Below are 15,140 nucleotides of genomic sequence, written 5' to 3'. Positions count from 1 at the left end.
AAAACATGCAATTCTCCTACTCATGGCTGAAAACCCAAGCCGATACCGAACTTTCCGCCGATAAGCTGGAACATTTGTTAACTATGTCCGGCTTGGAAGTGGAAGAAGCCGAGACTGCCGCACCTGCGTTTACGGGCGTGGTGATTGCCGAAGTGAAATCCGTTGAAAAACATCCTGATGCCGACCGTTTGAATGTTACCCAAGTCGATGTGGGTACGGGTGAGTTGGTGCAGATTGTGTGCGGTGCGCCGAATGTAAAAGCGGGCATCAAAGTGCCGTGTTCGTTGCCGGGTGCGGTGTTGCCGGGCAATTTCAAAATCAAGCCGACCAAGATGCGGGGCGTGGTGTCGAATGGGATGTTATGTTCCACCGATGAACTTGGTCTGCCCGATGACGGCGTGAACGGCTTGCACATTCTGCCGCAAGACGCTCCTGTCGGTGCAAACATCCGTGAATATCTGGATTTGGATGATACGGTGTTCACGCTGAAAATCACGCCGAACCGTGCCGACTGCCTGAGCATCAAAGGCATTGCGCGTGAAGTGTCCGCGTTGACGGGTTGCGCGTTCAAGCAGCCTGCAATCCATGCCGCGCCAATCGCGGGTAGCCGCAAACAGCCCGTGCAGATTGATGCGCCTGCTGATTGTGGCCGCTTTATCAGCCGCGTGGTTGAAAACGTGAACGCGCGCGCCGCTACGCCGGATTGGATGAAGCAGCGTTTGGCGCGCAGCGGCATCCGCAGTATCTCCGCGCTGGTGGACATTGGTAATTATGTGATGCTGGAAATCGGTCAGCCGATGCATGTTTTTGATGCCGAAAAACTTTCAGGCAGCCTGCACATCCGCCGCGCGCGCGAAGGTGAAACTCTGGAATGCCTGAACGAGAAAACCGTCTCCCTGTCTGAAAACACGCTGGTAGTGGCCGATGAAAAAGGCGCGTTGAGCTTGGCAGGCCTGATGGGCGGTGCGGCAAGCGCGGTTTCAGACGACACGCAAAATATCGTGCTGGAAGCGGCTTGGTTTGCGCCTGAAATCATCGCCGGCAAATCGCGCCAATATGGTTTTGGTTCGGATTCGTCGTTCCGCTTTGAGCGCGGCGTGGATTACCGTTTGCAGGCCGATGCCATCGAACGCGCTACCGAATTGGTTTTGCAAATCTGCGGCGGCGCGGCTGGAGAAATGGTGGAAGCGCAGGGTGAATTGCCCGAAGCCAAGCAGGTCGAATTGCGTTTGGGCCGTCTGAAAACCGTATTGGGCGTGGACATTCCTGCCGAACAGGTGGAAACCATTTTGCAGCACTTGGGCTTGCAGCCTGAAAAAACAGCGGAAGGCTTCCGCGTTACCGCGCCGAGCTTCCGTTTCGACATCGAAATCGAAGCTGATTTGATTGAAGAAATCGGCCGCGTTTACGGTTATGAAAATATCCCCGACGATTACACGTCAGGTCGTCTGAAAATGCTGGCGCTGCCCGAAACCCGCCGTCCGCGTTTTACCGTTTATAACGAAATGGCGGCGCGCGGCTACCGCGAAGTGGTCAGCTATGCCTTTGTTGACGAGCAGTGGGAACACGACTTTGCCGCCAACGCCAACCCCATCCGCCTACAAAATCCGCTGGCGGCGCAGTATGCCGTGATGCGTTCCACGCTTATCGGCGGCTTGGTGGAAATTCTGCAAAACAATCTGAACCGCAAACAAAACCGTGTGCGTGTGTTTGAAATTGCCCGCGTGTTCAGTAAAGGTTCAGACGGCCAGTTTGTACAAAACGAACGCATCGGCGGCCTGTGGTACGGCGCGGCGATGCCCGAACAATGGGGCGAGAAAACGCGCAACGCGGACTTTTACGACATCAAAGCAGATGTGGAAAATCTGTTGGAAAACAAAGCAGTTGAGTTCGTCAAAACCGAACATCCAGCCCTGCATCCCGGCCGCGCCGCCAATATCGTTTCAGACGGCCAGGTCATCGGCTTTGTCGGCGAATTGCATCCGAAATGGCTGCAAAAATACGACTTGCCGCAAGCGCCGCTGGTATTTGAAATCGACATGGCAGCCGTGTTGGAACGTAAAAAAACGCGCTATCAGGCAGTATCAAAATTCCAGCCGGTGCGCAGGGATTTAGCGTTTGTGATGCCTGAAACCATGACTCATGATGATTTGTTGGCCGCCTTGAACGGCGCGGCAAACAAGTTGGTACAGGAAATCAGCGTGTTTGACGTGTATCGCGGTACGGGCCTGCCTGAAGGGATGAAAAGCATGGCGGTCAAAGTAATTTTGCAGGATATGGAAAACACGCTGACGGATGAAACAGTCGAGCCGGTTATCGGAAAACTGATTGACGCGGCAACTGCTGCGGGAGCGCAACTTCGCAGCTAAAAAATAAATATTCGCTTGAATTTTAAATAGAAATTGGTAATAATCTGCACCTGTTACAACAGAAGGTAATAATATGACATTAACTAAAGCCGAATTGGCCGATATTTTGGTAGATAAAGTCAGCAATGTAACCAAAAACGATGCCAAAGAAATCGTCGAACTCTTTTTTGAAGAAATCCGCAGCACTTTGGCACGCGGCGAAGAAATCAAAATTTCCGGTTTCGGTAATTTTCAGTTGCGCGACAAACCGCAACGTCCCGGCCGTAATCCGAAAACCGGCGAAGAAGTACCGATTACCGCCCGCCGCGTAGTCACTTTCCATGCCAGCCAAAAACTCAAAGGCATGGTGGAGCATTACTATGACAAACAACGCTAATCACGCTAATCCCGTTATTCCTGCAAAACGTTATTTCTCGCTGGACGAAATGTGCGAACTGGTGCAAATCAGCCCGTCACAATTTGCCCAGTGGCAACATGAGAACGGTATCGTTGTCGGTTACGGCGGCGATCGTTACACCCGTTCCGATGTGGTGAAACTGTTGAAGCTGAAAGATACCTTTGCGCCTTATGTCGACCGCTTCAGCCGTGATTCTTTGGATGCAAACGGTCATCCTGCTGCAAAAGCGGAAGAGGTTAAAGCCGGATTAAATTCTATATTGGCAGATTTGCAAAAAGCACTTGCTTAGTTTATTAGATAAACAGCCGCTTCCTTATCTAAGGGAAGCGGCTGTTTGTTTTTATGGATTTTGGGGCTTGCTATGTATAGTGGATTAAATTTAAATCAGGACAAGGCGACGAAGCCGCAGACAGTACAGACAGTACGGCAAGGTGAGGCAACGCCGTACTGGTTTAAAGTTAATCCACTATATTAGAAAATATTTACCTAGTTTATAAGCATCCTTAATAAATATGATAGGTACCTGTTTTTAAATGATGTATTGATGCTGCTTGTATTGAATTGAACCATTTTTCGAAGTTATTGTCTTTTATATCAATAGCCTGCACGGATATTGTGTTTAACAATCCATGCTATGAAAGTTATAATGATACAAACACAATGATGTGTTGTCGGCATACTTCAATCTGCACATTTAATCTAAGGAGCGATATTATTGGCTCCAGTTTCTGGATAATCTGACAATGATTCAATATTGGCAAAAAAGTTTGGCTGCCGTACTGCTTTTAGGGGTATTTTCTCAAACATGGGCGCAATCCCATTCTGTTTATTTTAATCAACATGGCAAAATTACAGCAACGATGTCATCGGTTGCATATGTCCGACAATATACGGTTCAATCAGGTATTGCCAAGGCGCAGGATTTTTATTACCCGTCCATGAAGAAATATTCTGATCCGTATGAAGTTCCTGCAGAGCAAATTAAAGTGTTTGTTCCCGTGTTAGATAATGGGACGTTGACGCTTTGGCATTTCAACGGACAGAAAAAAATGGTAGGGACTTATAAAAACAGCAAGCCGAACGGTGAATGGACAAACTGGTATCCGAACGGTAAGAAATCTGCTGTGATGCCTTATCAAAACGGTTTGAGCGAAGGAACCGGTTCGCGATATTACCGTAATGGGGTGAAGGAAAGCGAGATCCAGTTCAAACACGACAAAGCCAACGGTTATTGGAAGCAATGGTATCCGGACGGCAGTCCGAAGATGGAAATGAATATGGTCAACGATAAACCGACTGAGATTTTGAGTTGGGACGAAAATGGTCGTATTTTATCGGAAATCAGCATTTCTAATGGTCGTCGTAATGGTATTGTTTTGGAATGGTACGAAGATGGGGCCAAAAAGTCAGAATCGGTTTATTCCAACGATCAGCTGGTGAAGAAAACGCATTGGGATAAAGAAGGTTATGTTGTTGAATAACCGTTAAAATACATGAAAAAGAAGTACGGGTAAGGTTTAATGCCTTATCCGTATTTCTTTTTTATGAAAAGGTATTTGGAGGGAACTTGCGATATTTTTAAAATAGTGTATAATGTTATATTATAACATATTAATTATGGAGTATTGATTGATGAAACCGAATATTCATCCTGATAATTACCGTACTGTTTTATTTTTCGACAGCGGTGCAAATGAAGGCTGGCTTATCCGCTCTTGTGCGGAGACGCATGGTAAGACGATGGTTTGGAAAGATGGAAAAGAATACCCGCTTTTCGCGCTGGATACGTCGTCTGCATCTCATCCTGTGTACACCGGCAGACAGCGAAACGTTAACACTGAAGGGCGTGCGAGCAAGTTCAATCAGCGTTTCCAATCGATGATGTCTTCATTTAGAAAGGACAAATAATGCAAGTTTTATCTTCACTGAAAACAGCGAAAAAACGCCACCGCGACTGTCAAATCGTCCGCAGGAAGGGTAAGGTTTACGTTATTTGTAAGAGTAACCCGCGCTTTAAGGCACGTCAGCGTTAAATACCGGTTGGATCGACTGTCCGCACCTGAAAATGGTGCGGATTTTTTTGGTAATCATGTAAACTCATGTTGGTTAATATCATTAAAAATATCTTTTTTGCCTGCAAACAACCGGTTTTAGGAATATCGGGTAAATTAGCGTAATCCCGCTTGTTTGGAGGTGGAGATGTTTATAACATGGCAGCGCATTTAGCAGACAAATTCCTATTTAGGAGATATTTATGAAATCAAAAGTATTACTGGCTGTTGCCGCCGCATTATCCCTTGGTGCCTGTGTCGCACCCGACATGGATTATGATTTCGAACGTGGTTCCCGTCACGAGCATCGCCATGAACACCGTTACGACAATCGTTATGAAGAAAACCGTCGCACATCAGAGTCCCGCCGTTTGCGCACTTTCTCTTGTGAGAACGGATTGTCTGTTGATGTCCGCAACTTGAATAACGATCAGTTGGAATTGCGCCTTGACGACAAGCGCGCTGTATTGTCATCCGATGTTTCCGGTTCCGGCTCGCGCTACACTTCCAACCGCGGCCTGTTCGGCAAAGGTGCGGAATGGCATGAGAAAAACGGCGAAGCATCCTTCAGCTTTACCGATCCGTACGGCAACCGTGTAGAAACTTCTTGCAGCGTGCGCTAAATCCCAAATATCCTGTTAAAGGTCGTCTGAAAATATTTTCAGACGACCTTTTTTCTATTTGGTGCAGTGTGCCCCTACATTACAGGTAATCTTTTGGATATAACGAAATCATCTTTAAATCGAACAAACCATTCTTTCCCATTTTCAGACGACCTGATTAAAGTAGCTCCAAACTGAGAATAAGGAGCACCCTATGACTACCACCGCCGACCCGCGCGCCAAACTGCCCGACACCCCGCTTTCCGGCAACGAAGCCCTGAAAGACCGCAGCGACTATCTGCACGGTACCATCAAACAAGACCTGACCGATGACTTTACCGGCGGCTTTACCGCCGACAATTTCCAGCTCATCCGTTTCCACGGCATGTACGAGCAGGACAACCGCGACATCCGCGCCGAGCGTACCGATCAAAAACTCGAACCCTTAAAAAACATGATGTTGCGCTGCCGCTTGCCCGGCGGCATCATCACGCCGGCGCAGTGGCTGGGCATAGACGAATTTGCCGGCGACCACACTATTTACGGCTCCATCCGCCTGACCAACCGCCAAACCTTCCAATACCACGGCATTTTAAAAACCGATTTGAAACTGGCGCACCAGTCCCTGCACAAACTCGGCCTCGATTCCATCGCCACCGCCAGCGACGTCAACCGCAACGTACTCTGCACCAGCAACCCCGTCCAAAGCCCGCTGCACCAAGAAGCCTACGAATGGGCGAAACGCATCAGTATGCACCTCCTGCCGCGCACTATGGCATACGCCGATGTCTGGCTGGACGGCGAAAAAGTGTTCACCACCGAACCGACCGAACCGCGCAACAAAGAAATCGCCGACGACGTCGAACCGATTTTGGGCAAAACCTATCTGCCGCGCAAATTCAAAACCGCCGTCGTCATCCCGCCCGACAACGATGTGGACATTCATTCCAACGATTTAGGATTTGTCGCCATCGAAGAAAACGGCAAACTCGTCGGCTTCAACGTCCTTGTCGGCGGCGGGCTGTCCAGCGAACACGGCAACACCAAAACCTACCCCAACACCTCCTACGAATTTGGGTTCGTCCCCCTCGAATACACCCTCAACGCCGCCGAAGCCGTCGTCAGTACCCAGCGCGACTGGGGCAACCGCAGCGACCGCAAAGCCGCGCGTACCCGCTATACACTCCAGCGCGTCGGCGTCGAAGTATTCAAAGAAGAAGTCGAAAAGCGCATGGGCATCAAGTTCGAACCTATCCGCCCCTACGCTTTCACCCATCGCGGCGACCACATCGGCTGGGTTAAAGGACTCGAAGGCAACTGGCACCTGACCCTGTTTATCGAAAACGGCCGCCTGCTCGACTACCCCGGCAGGCCGTTGAAAACCGGCGTGCGCGAAATCGCCAAAATCCACCCCGGCGACTTCCGCCTGACCGCCAATCAAAACCTCGTCGTCGCCAACGTCCCGCCCGAGCTGAAAGACACCATAGACAAAATCGCCAAAGAACACGGCTTAATCAGCAAATCCATCACCATCCAGCGCGAAAACTCGATGGCGTGCGTCGCCCTGCCGACCTGTCCGCTGGCGATGGCGGAGGCCGAACGCTTCCTGCCATCGTTCTCCGACAAAATCGACGAAATGTTCGCCAAATACGGCTTGGAAGACGAATACATCGTCCTGCGCGTCACCGGCTGCCCCAATGGCTGCGGCCGCGCCATGCTCGCCGAAATCGGCTTAGTCGGCAAAGCCGTCGGCCGCTACAACCTCTACGCAGGCGGCAACCGCGAAGGCACCCGCATCCCGCGTCTCTTTAAAGAAAACATTACCGAACCCGAAATCCTCGAAATCGTCGACGGCTGGGTCGGCAACTGGGCGCAAAACCGCCTCGACGACGAAGGCTTCGGCGATTTTGCCGTCCGTACCGGCATCGTCAAACCCGTTCTCGACCCGCCGCGCGATTTTTGGGTATGAGTGCAGGTAAGGAAGGATGTACAGGAAGAAAGGTCGTCTGAAAAATGAACTGCCCCCCAAATCTTGGACACTCATAAAAGCCTATTCAGGCGCTCTGTGCAAGCTGGGTTCTGTATGCGACAGGACTCAGCTTTTTCAATGTAGAAATCAGTAGCGTTGTTTACAGTATTTCCAGGAGAATACTGAAACATGAACATGCACAAAAACACCCGCCTCACCCCGCACCACCGCCAAGCCGTTTGGCTGGCCTACACGCAGGAAAAGGAAAGCGTCACCTCCCTGGCACGCCGCTACCAAGTCAGCCGCGTCACCATTTACCGCGCCCTTAAAGCCGCAAGGGCCAAGCTGCTCAAACCGCAAACCAGTACCAACAACCGTTTCAAACAGGCAAAGTACGGAATGAAACGCCTGGCCAAGGTAGAACGCAGCATTCAGGAAAAACTCAAAAAGCAGGCCAAACGCTACAATAAATCCTACCCCGGAGAGCTGGTGCATCTCGACACCAAACGGCTGCCGCTGCTCAAAGGGCAGAAAGCCACCGATAAGCGGGATTACCTGTTTGTCGCCATCGACGATTTCTCAAGGGAGCTATACGCCGCCATTTTGCCGGACAAAACCGCAGACAGCGCCGCCAAGTTTCTGACCGAACACCTGATTGATCCCTGCCCATACCTGATTGAGTGCGTTTACTCCGACAACGGTACGGAATACAAAGGCTCGGCCAACCATGCTTTCGGTGTAGCCTGTTACGAGAACGGGATTGGTCAAAAGTTTACCCGGGTTGCCCGTCCGCAGACCAACGGTAAGGCGGAGCGGGTTATCCGTACCCTGATGGAGATGTGGCATGAGAAACAGTCGTTTGAGAGTCCGGAACACCGGTAAAAGGGGGTGTGTTGCTTTGTTAATTTTTATAACACGGTGAAGCCACACCGCAGTTTGAACGGCGATACGCCGTTTGAGGTCTTGCAGGCTTATTTTTCTCAACCTGTTGTGTAAACAACGCGATGATTTTCTACACGTCAGTCAGCCATTTTTCGTTGGGCTTTCGGGCTTTGAACCGGCGTTTGAGGAGGTTTTCCGATATTTCGCCCATGGCGGGATGGCGGTAGGCTTTTTTCGCCCGTATGAGGGCTTTCAGTTCCAACTGCTTCATCAACTGCGCCGCTTTTTTGCGGTTCCAACCCAATGCGGCGGCAATGCGCCTTTGTCCGTAGCGTCCTTTATGCCGCCGGTAGGTTTCGACAAGGAGGGCTTTGTCGGCTTCGTCGGGGTCGGGTCGGTCTTGGTGGTGGTAGTAAAAGCTGCTTTTGGGCAGGTTTGCGATGTGCAGCAGGTATTTGAGCGGGTGTTGCGCCCTCAGTGCTTGGACGGTTTGGCTTTGTCCTTTTCGGTCTGCTTTTGGCTGAGGGCTTTTAACTCCTTTAGGTAGGCGACCTCTGCGCGCATATAGCACAACTCTTCGATAAGCTCTGCCTGTGTTTTTTCTTGATCGGGTTTATCTGCGATGAAGGGGTTTTTGCGGTGTTGGGGCATGGTTTTGGATTGGGGATGTTCGAGTGCGCCGATACCGCCTTCTTGATAGGCGCGTATCCATCGTCTCAGGTGGGTTCGGGAAATGCCGTAGTGGTCTGCGGTACGCTGTTGGCTGCGTATATGCAGGTAGTGGAGTACGGCTTGGTATTTGAAGTGTAATGTATATTTGCTCATAAAAAAACTGCACCTTGTGAGTTGGAGGGGATGTCCAACTTTTGGGGTGCAGTTCAAAATTCAGACGACCTTTTGGATTTTGAGAACAACGGTTTTCTCGGGCGAACGCGGGACGCAATCGTTCGCTTTAGGGGCGGGTTGGAAGGCCGTTTGAAAAGTTGTCGTGGTGCAGGCTGTGTCTCCAGATTGCTGCAGTCGGACAGACGGCGGGAAGGAAAGTTTTCGCTGGCAAAGCCCATGCTGTGATATCTTATTCGAAAGGTCGTCCGAATATAGCAAACATACTTAACTTTAAATCCGGCATATCATCAAATTCTGTCATTCCCGTGCAGGCGGGAGTCCATCGTAAAACTTGAGAAACCTTGGTTTGAAAAACAGTTTCTGAATTTCAAAAATGGATTGCCGCCTGCTCAGGAATGACGATAACCGGTAAGGTAAATTGCGTATCGGAGAAAAGTAATCTAGCTATAGCCTGACTTTGGGTTAGCAAACTCGAAAAAAAATAAGAGGAAGAGTTGAAAGCTGGAAATCAAAAGGTCGTCTGAAAAACAGAAATGCTTGGTTTTCAGACGACCTTGGATTCGGATTTCAAGTGCAACACTAGGGTACCAGTGGTTGGAACAGATTTAAGAATAAAACACTTGGCGTTTCGTAGCCAAGTGTTTTTCTCGGCCGGTGGTTCAACTCATCTTGAACCCTGCGTATCTCCCGATCGCTGATGTTTCGGAAATCGGTTTGTTTGGGGAAATATTGCCGGATGAGTCCATTGGTGTTCTCATTCAGCCCTTTCTCCCAAGAATGGTAAGGGCGGCAAAAATAGGTTTTCGCCTTCAAGGCTTTGGCTATTTTGGTGTGTTGGTAGAACTCTTTGCCGTTATCCATGGTGATGGTGTGGACTCTGGCTTTATATGCCTTTAATACCCTAATGGCCGCCCGGGCAGTGTCTTCGGCTTTTAAGTTCTTTAATTTGCAGATGATGGTGTAGCGGGTAGTGCGTTCGACCAAGGTCAATAACGCGCTTTTCTGATTTTTGCCGACGATGGTGTCGGCCTCCCAATCGCCGATGCGGGTTTTCCGGTCGACGATAGCAGGTCGGTTCTCTATGCCGACGCGGTCGGGCACTTTGCCTCTGGTCCATGTGCTGCCGTAGCGTTTGCGGTAGGGTTTGCTGCATATTCTGAGGTGTTGCCACAAAGTGCCGCCGTTGCTTTTGTCTTGGCGGAGGTAGCGGTAAATAGTGCTGTGATGGAGTGTGATCCCGTGGTGTTTATGCAGGTAGGCACATACTTGTTCGGGACTGAGTTTGCGGCGGATAAGGGTGTCGATGTGTTGAACCAGCTGCGAATCGAGCTTATAGGGTTTTCGCCGGTGCTGTTTGGTCAGCCGGCTTTGCTTCTGTGCTTTTTCGGCGCTGTATTGCTGTCCTTGGATGCAGTGCCGCTTGATTTCTCGGCTGATGGTGCTTTTGTGGCGGTTGAGCTGTTTGGCGATTTCGGCGATGGTGCAGTGGCGGGACAGGTATTGGATATGGTATCGTTCGTCTTGGGTCAGTTGTGTGTAGCTCATGGCAATCTTTCTTGCAGGAAAGGCCGTATGCTACCGCATACTGGCCTTTTTCTGTTATGGAAAGTTGCACTTCAAATGCGAATCCGCCGACCTTTGTTTTGGGAAAACGGCTCAACGAGTTACGTTGCGCCAGTCGCTTTCGAAATAGCTGACGAGGATTTGGTTGTTCAGATAGTTCGGCTCGACCTTGCGCCTTGCCATGTCGGGCGGGAAGCGGAACATTTCGGCGGCGGTTTGGGCGTTCAGATAACGCGTAGGGACGTCGAATTTCTGCGGGACGGGGAATTGTTTATCGAAGCCTGCCAACACAAATCCCCATTCTCCGAAGGAGGGGACGTAAACGTGATAAGGCGCAGTGGAAAGGCCGGCGGCTTCGAGGGTGGCGACGACCGACCAGTAGGCGTTGGGGGCGAAGTAGGGCGAGGTGGATTGGACGACGATTTTGCCCTGCGGCTGAAGATGGCGGGCAACGAGGCGGTACATGGGGACGGAGTAGAGTTTGCCCAGCGAGAAATTGGACGGGTCGGGCAGGTCGATGATGATGACGTCGAATTTTTCAGACGACCCCTCCAGCCATTTGGCGGCATCGTCGTTGACGACGTGCATTTTGGGGTGGGACAGCGAGCCTTGGTTGAGCGCGCTTAAGGTGGCGGAGGTTTTAAAAGTGGCGGTCATGTCGGGGTCTAAATCGACCAAGGTAACGTGTTTGACCTGCGGGTATTTCAAGACTTCGCGCGCCGCCAGCCCGTCGCCGCCGCCGAGGATGAGGATGCGGGAGGCGTTGGAAACCATCTGCATGGCGGGTAAGACGAGGGCTTCGTGGTAACGGGCTTCGTCGCGCGAGGAGAATTGCAGGTTGCCGTTGATGTAGAGGCGGGTGTCGTCTTTCCAGCGGGTTACGACGAGCCGCTGGTAGGGCGAGTGGCTTTGATAGACGACGGGGTCGCCGAAATAGCTTTGTTCGGCTTTGAATGAGATGCGGTCGGCGTAGGCGAAGGTGGCGGCGAGGACGGACAAGACAATCAGCGCGCGCAGGCGGATGGCGCGGTAGCGGGGCAGTTCGGCTTTGAAGACACGCGCGGTCAGGTAGGCGACGGCGGCGTTGAGGATGCCGAACAAGAGGGCGGAACGCGCCATGCCGAGTTTGGGGGCGAGTAGAAGCGGGAAGAGCAAGGAAACGGCGAGTGCGCCCAAATAGTCGAAGGTCAGGACTTTGGAAACGAGTTCTTTAAACTCTGCGCCTTTGCGGTTTAACACGCGCATCACCAACGGGATTTCCATGCCGACGACCGCGCCGACAATCAGCACGAAGGCGTAGAGCAGGGTGCGGAACGGGGCGGCGGAAAGCCCGAAGGCGACGAACAATGCCAGCGCGGAAATGCCGCCGATGATGCCGACCAGAAGTTCGATTTCGATAAAGCGGTGTAACACGTCTTCGTCTTTGATGTAGCGGGTCAGGTGCGCGCCTATGCCCATCGAGAAAAGATAAAGTCCGATGACGGAGGAAAACTGCAAAATGCTGTCGCCCAAAAGATAGCTCGCTAGCGCGGCAATGATGAGTTCGTAGGCGAGGCCGCAACTGGCGACGATGAAGACGGAGATGATGAGGGTGCGGTTGGCGGTCATGGTGTCGTAGGAATAGGGTTTGAGCTGCTATTGTATATTGAAATAGGGATGGTCTGCCGCAAAGGTCGTCTGAAAAACTCCAGCCGTTTTTTTTTGACGACGTTTCCGTATTTTTAGGATTGACATGAAAATATTGTCAACAATTTGGGCAACGTTGTCCGATTTATTCTATAATTCTGTTTTCCAAGTTAACCTCGAATTCGGAGAAGACGATATGTGCGGTGTATTAGGTTTGGTCAGCCATGAGCCGGTAAACCAGCTTCTGTACGACGGTTTGCAGATGTTGCAGCACAGGGGGCAGGATGCGGCGGGCATTGTGACGGCGGAAGGCAGCACGTTCCATATGCACAAAGGCAAAGGCATGGTGCGCGAAGTGTTCCGCACACGCAATATGCGCGATTTGATCGGCAACGCGGGCATCGCCCATGTCCGTTATCCTACGGCGGGCAACGCGGGCAGCAGCGCGGAGGCGCAACCTTTCTACGTCAGCTCGCCTTTCGGCATCGTGTTGGCACACAACGGCAACCTCACCAATACCGCCGAACTGTATGAAAACGTGTGCAACAAACACCTGCGCCACGTCAACACCAGCTCCGATTCCGAAGTTTTGCTCAACGTATTCGCGCACGAATTACGCCGCGAGGTCTCTAAAAACGCCAATCCCCACCGGCTCAATATCGACAATATTTTCAACGCCGTTGCCGAAGTCCACCGCCTGGTGCGCGGCGCATACGGCGTGGTTGCCATGATTGCGGGCTACGGCATGCTCGCTTTCCGCGATCCTTACGGCATCCGCCCGCTGGTGTTGGGTTCGCAAACCGACGAGGCAGGCAGAAAATCCTATGCCGTCGCCTCCGAATCCGTTGCCTTCAATGCGCTTGCCTACGATTTGGAACGCGATATCCAGCCGGGCGAAGCGGTATTCGTCGGCTTTGACGGCACACTGATTGCCCGTCAATGCAGCGACCGCGCTAAACTCAGCCCCTGCCTCTTCGAATACGTCTATTTTGCCCGTCCCGACTCCGTGATCGACGGCGTATCGGTTTACCAATCGCGTTTGGACATGGGTGTGTCCTTAGCGGAAAAAATCAAGCGCGAGCTGCCTGTGGACGACATCGACGTCGTGATGCCCATTCCCGACACCAGCCGCCCCAGCGCGATGGAACTTGCCGTCCACCTCAAAAAGCCTTACCGCGAAGGTTTGATTAAAAACCGCTATATCGGCCGCACCTTTATCATGCCCGGTCAGGCGACGCGCAAAAAATCCGTGCGCCAGAAACTCAGCCCGATGGAAACCGAGTTTGAAGGCAAAAGCGTATTGCTGGTGGACGACTCCATCGTGCGCGGGACGACCAGCCGCGAAATCGTCGAAATGGTACGCGCAGCAGGCGCGCGCAAAGTCTATATCGCCTCCGCCGCTCCCGAAGTGCGCTATCCCAATGTGTACGGCATCGACATGCCCACGCGCGAAGAATTGATTGCCAACGGGCGCAGCGCGGCGGAAATTGCCGCCGAAATCGGCGCAGACGGCATCGTTTTCCAAAATTTGAGCGATTTGGAAACCGTCGTCAAAGCACTCAATCCGCAAATCGAATCCTTCGATTCGTCCTGTTTCAACGGCATCTATCAAACCGGGGACATCGACCAAGCCTACCTCGACCGCCTGTCCGCCGAGAAATCCGGCTGCGGCGGCTTGAAAGTCCACCCGAGCAGGATGGAACACAGCATCAGCATCAGCGATACGGGTGACGAAGAATAAAACCGGATTGAACGATTAAGACAAAAGGTCGGCGGATTCGCATTTGAAGTGCAACTTTCCATAACAGAAAAAGGCCAGTATGCGGTAGCATACGGCCTTTCCTGCAAGAAAGATTGCCATGAGCTACACACAACTGACCCAAGACGAACGATACCATATCCAATACCTGTCCCGCCACTGCACCATCGCCGAAATCGCCAAACAGCTCAACCGCCACAAAAGCACCATCAGCCGAGAAATCAAGCGGCACTGCATCCAAGGACAGCAATACAGCGCCGAAAAAGCACAGAAGCAAAGCCGGCTGACCAAACAGCACCGGCGAAAACCCTATAAGCTCGATTCGCAGCTGGTTCAACACATCGACACCCTTATCCGCCGCAAACTCAGTCCCGAACAAGTATGTGCCTACCTGCATAAACACCACGGGATCACACTCCATCACAGCACCATTTACCGCTACCTTCGCCAAGACAAAAGCAACGGCGGCACTTTGTGGCAACACCTCAGAATATGCAGCAAACCCTACCGCAAACGCTACGGCAGCACATGGACCAGAGGCAAAGTGCCCGACCGCGTCGGCATAGAGAACCGACCTGCTATCGTCGACCAGAAAACCCGCATCGGCGATTGGGAGGCCGACACCATCGTCGGCAAAAATCAGAAAAGCGCGTTATTGACCTTGGTCGAACGCACTACCCGCTACACCATCATCTGCAAATTAAAGAACTTAAAAGCCGAAGACACTGCCCGGGCGGCCATTAGGGTATTAAAGGCATATAAAGCCAGAGTCCACACCATCACCATGGATAACGGCAAAGAGTTCTACCAACACACCAAAATAGCCAAAGCCTTGAAGGCGAAAACCTATTTTTGCCGCCCTTACCATTCTTGGGAGAAAGGGCTGAATGAGAACACCAATGGACTCATCCGGCAATATTTCCCCAAACAAACCGATTTCCGAAACATCAGCGATCGGGAGATACGCAGGGTTCAAGATGAGTTGAACCACCGGCCGAGAAAAACACTTGGCTACGAAACGCCAAGTGTTTTATTCTTAAATCTGTTCCAACCACTGGTACCCTAGTGTTGCACTT

General features: G+C 51.6%; 14 protein-coding genes and 2 pseudogenes. 12 read left to right on the top strand and 4 right to left on the bottom strand.

Features of this window, described 5'->3' with window-relative positions; genetic code table 11:
• Window positions 1-5: 5 nt before the first annotated feature.
• The 10 genes and pseudogenes from pheT to MON37_RS08135 form a co-directional block, all read left to right on the top strand.
• Complete coding sequence (gene pheT, locus MON37_RS08180; protein ID WP_039404923.1) at window positions 6-2,369, top strand: phenylalanine--tRNA ligase subunit beta; 2,364 nt, start codon at window positions 6-8, stop codon at window positions 2,367-2,369.
• A 73-nt stretch (window positions 2,370-2,442) separates the two neighbouring features.
• On the top strand, window positions 2,443-2,745 hold the full coding sequence (locus MON37_RS08175; RefSeq protein WP_003675494.1) for an integration host factor subunit alpha: 303 nt from the start codon (window positions 2,443-2,445) through the stop codon (window positions 2,743-2,745).
• On the top strand, window positions 2,729-3,055 hold the full coding sequence (locus MON37_RS08170; protein WP_039404933.1) for a hypothetical protein: 327 nt from the start codon (window positions 2,729-2,731) through the stop codon (window positions 3,053-3,055). Before MON37_RS08175 ends, MON37_RS08170 begins: the two co-directional genes overlap by 17 nt.
• Window positions 3,056-3,115: 60 nt before the next feature.
• Window positions 3,116-3,238: pseudogene (locus MON37_RS08165) on the top strand (IS5/IS1182 family transposase); the annotation flags it as partial.
• 271 nt (window positions 3,239-3,509) lie between these two features.
• On the top strand, window positions 3,510-4,247 hold the full coding sequence (locus tag MON37_RS08160; RefSeq protein ID WP_039404935.1) for a toxin-antitoxin system YwqK family antitoxin: 738 nt from the start codon (window positions 3,510-3,512) through the stop codon (window positions 4,245-4,247).
• Window positions 4,248-4,398: 151 nt separating this feature from the next.
• On the top strand, window positions 4,399-4,674 hold the full coding sequence (locus tag MON37_RS08155; RefSeq protein ID WP_003744241.1) for a type B 50S ribosomal protein L31: 276 nt from the start codon (window positions 4,399-4,401) through the stop codon (window positions 4,672-4,674).
• Window positions 4,674-4,799: a type B 50S ribosomal protein L36 gene (ykgO, locus tag MON37_RS08150; protein ID WP_003685279.1), complete on the top strand. Its 126-nt coding sequence runs from the start codon at window positions 4,674-4,676 to the stop codon at window positions 4,797-4,799. Before MON37_RS08155 ends, ykgO begins: the two co-directional genes overlap by 1 nt.
• 221 nt (window positions 4,800-5,020) lie before the next feature.
• The gene (locus MON37_RS08145; RefSeq protein ID WP_039404937.1) at window positions 5,021-5,440 is read left to right on the top strand and encodes an MliC family protein; all 420 of its coding nucleotides are present in this window, start codon (window positions 5,021-5,023) and stop codon (window positions 5,438-5,440) included.
• 193 nt (window positions 5,441-5,633) lie between these two features.
• Window positions 5,634-7,388, top strand: coding sequence for an assimilatory sulfite reductase (NADPH) hemoprotein subunit (gene cysI, locus MON37_RS08140; RefSeq protein WP_039404939.1), 1,755 nt, complete (start codon window positions 5,634-5,636; stop codon window positions 7,386-7,388).
• A 189-nt stretch (window positions 7,389-7,577) separates the two neighbouring features.
• A pseudogene (locus tag MON37_RS08135) lies at window positions 7,578-8,407 on the top strand (integrase core domain-containing protein); the annotation flags it as partial.
• On the opposite strand, the gene MON37_RS08130 reads toward MON37_RS08135, so the two are convergent.
• The 4 genes from MON37_RS08130 to MON37_RS08115 form a co-directional block, all read right to left on the bottom strand.
• Window positions 8,401-8,841, bottom strand: coding sequence for an IS3 family transposase (locus MON37_RS08130; protein WP_242883599.1), 441 nt, complete (start codon window positions 8,839-8,841; stop codon window positions 8,401-8,403). The pseudogene MON37_RS08135 and the gene MON37_RS08130 overlap by 7 nt on opposite strands.
• Window positions 8,745-9,095: a helix-turn-helix domain-containing protein gene (locus MON37_RS08125; protein WP_003756443.1), complete on the bottom strand. Its 351-nt coding sequence runs from the start codon at window positions 9,093-9,095 to the stop codon at window positions 8,745-8,747. The genes MON37_RS08130 and MON37_RS08125 overlap by 97 nt, the downstream gene beginning before the upstream one ends.
• Before the next feature lie 600 nt (window positions 9,096-9,695).
• The gene (locus tag MON37_RS08120) at window positions 9,696-10,661 is read right to left on the bottom strand and encodes an IS30 family transposase (RefSeq protein WP_242883537.1); all 966 of its coding nucleotides are present in this window, start codon (window positions 10,659-10,661) and stop codon (window positions 9,696-9,698) included.
• A 111-nt stretch (window positions 10,662-10,772) separates the two neighbouring features.
• Window positions 10,773-12,287 carry a polyamine aminopropyltransferase gene (locus tag MON37_RS08115; protein ID WP_039410733.1) on the bottom strand — a complete coding sequence of 505 codons (1,515 nt, stop codon included), beginning with the start codon at window positions 12,285-12,287 and terminating at the stop codon, window positions 10,773-10,775.
• Between the two features lie 214 nt (window positions 12,288-12,501).
• Between MON37_RS08115 and purF the strand changes: the two genes are divergently transcribed.
• Window positions 12,502-14,046, top strand: coding sequence for an amidophosphoribosyltransferase (gene purF, locus MON37_RS08110; protein ID WP_039410736.1), 1,545 nt, complete (start codon window positions 12,502-12,504; stop codon window positions 14,044-14,046).
• A gap of 118 nt (window positions 14,047-14,164) precedes the next feature.
• Entirely contained in the window at window positions 14,165-15,130 is a 966-nt protein-coding gene (locus MON37_RS08105; RefSeq protein ID WP_242883583.1) for an IS30 family transposase, read from the top strand.
• Window positions 15,131-15,140 lie beyond the last annotated feature (10 nt).

Origin of the sequence: Morococcus cerebrosus (assembly GCF_022749515.1) — a bacterium.
Lineage (GTDB): Bacteria > Pseudomonadota > Gammaproteobacteria > Burkholderiales > Neisseriaceae > Neisseria > Neisseria cerebrosa.
Note: the sequence above shows the minus strand (reverse complement) of the source record. Positions and strands in the feature narration are given on the sequence as shown.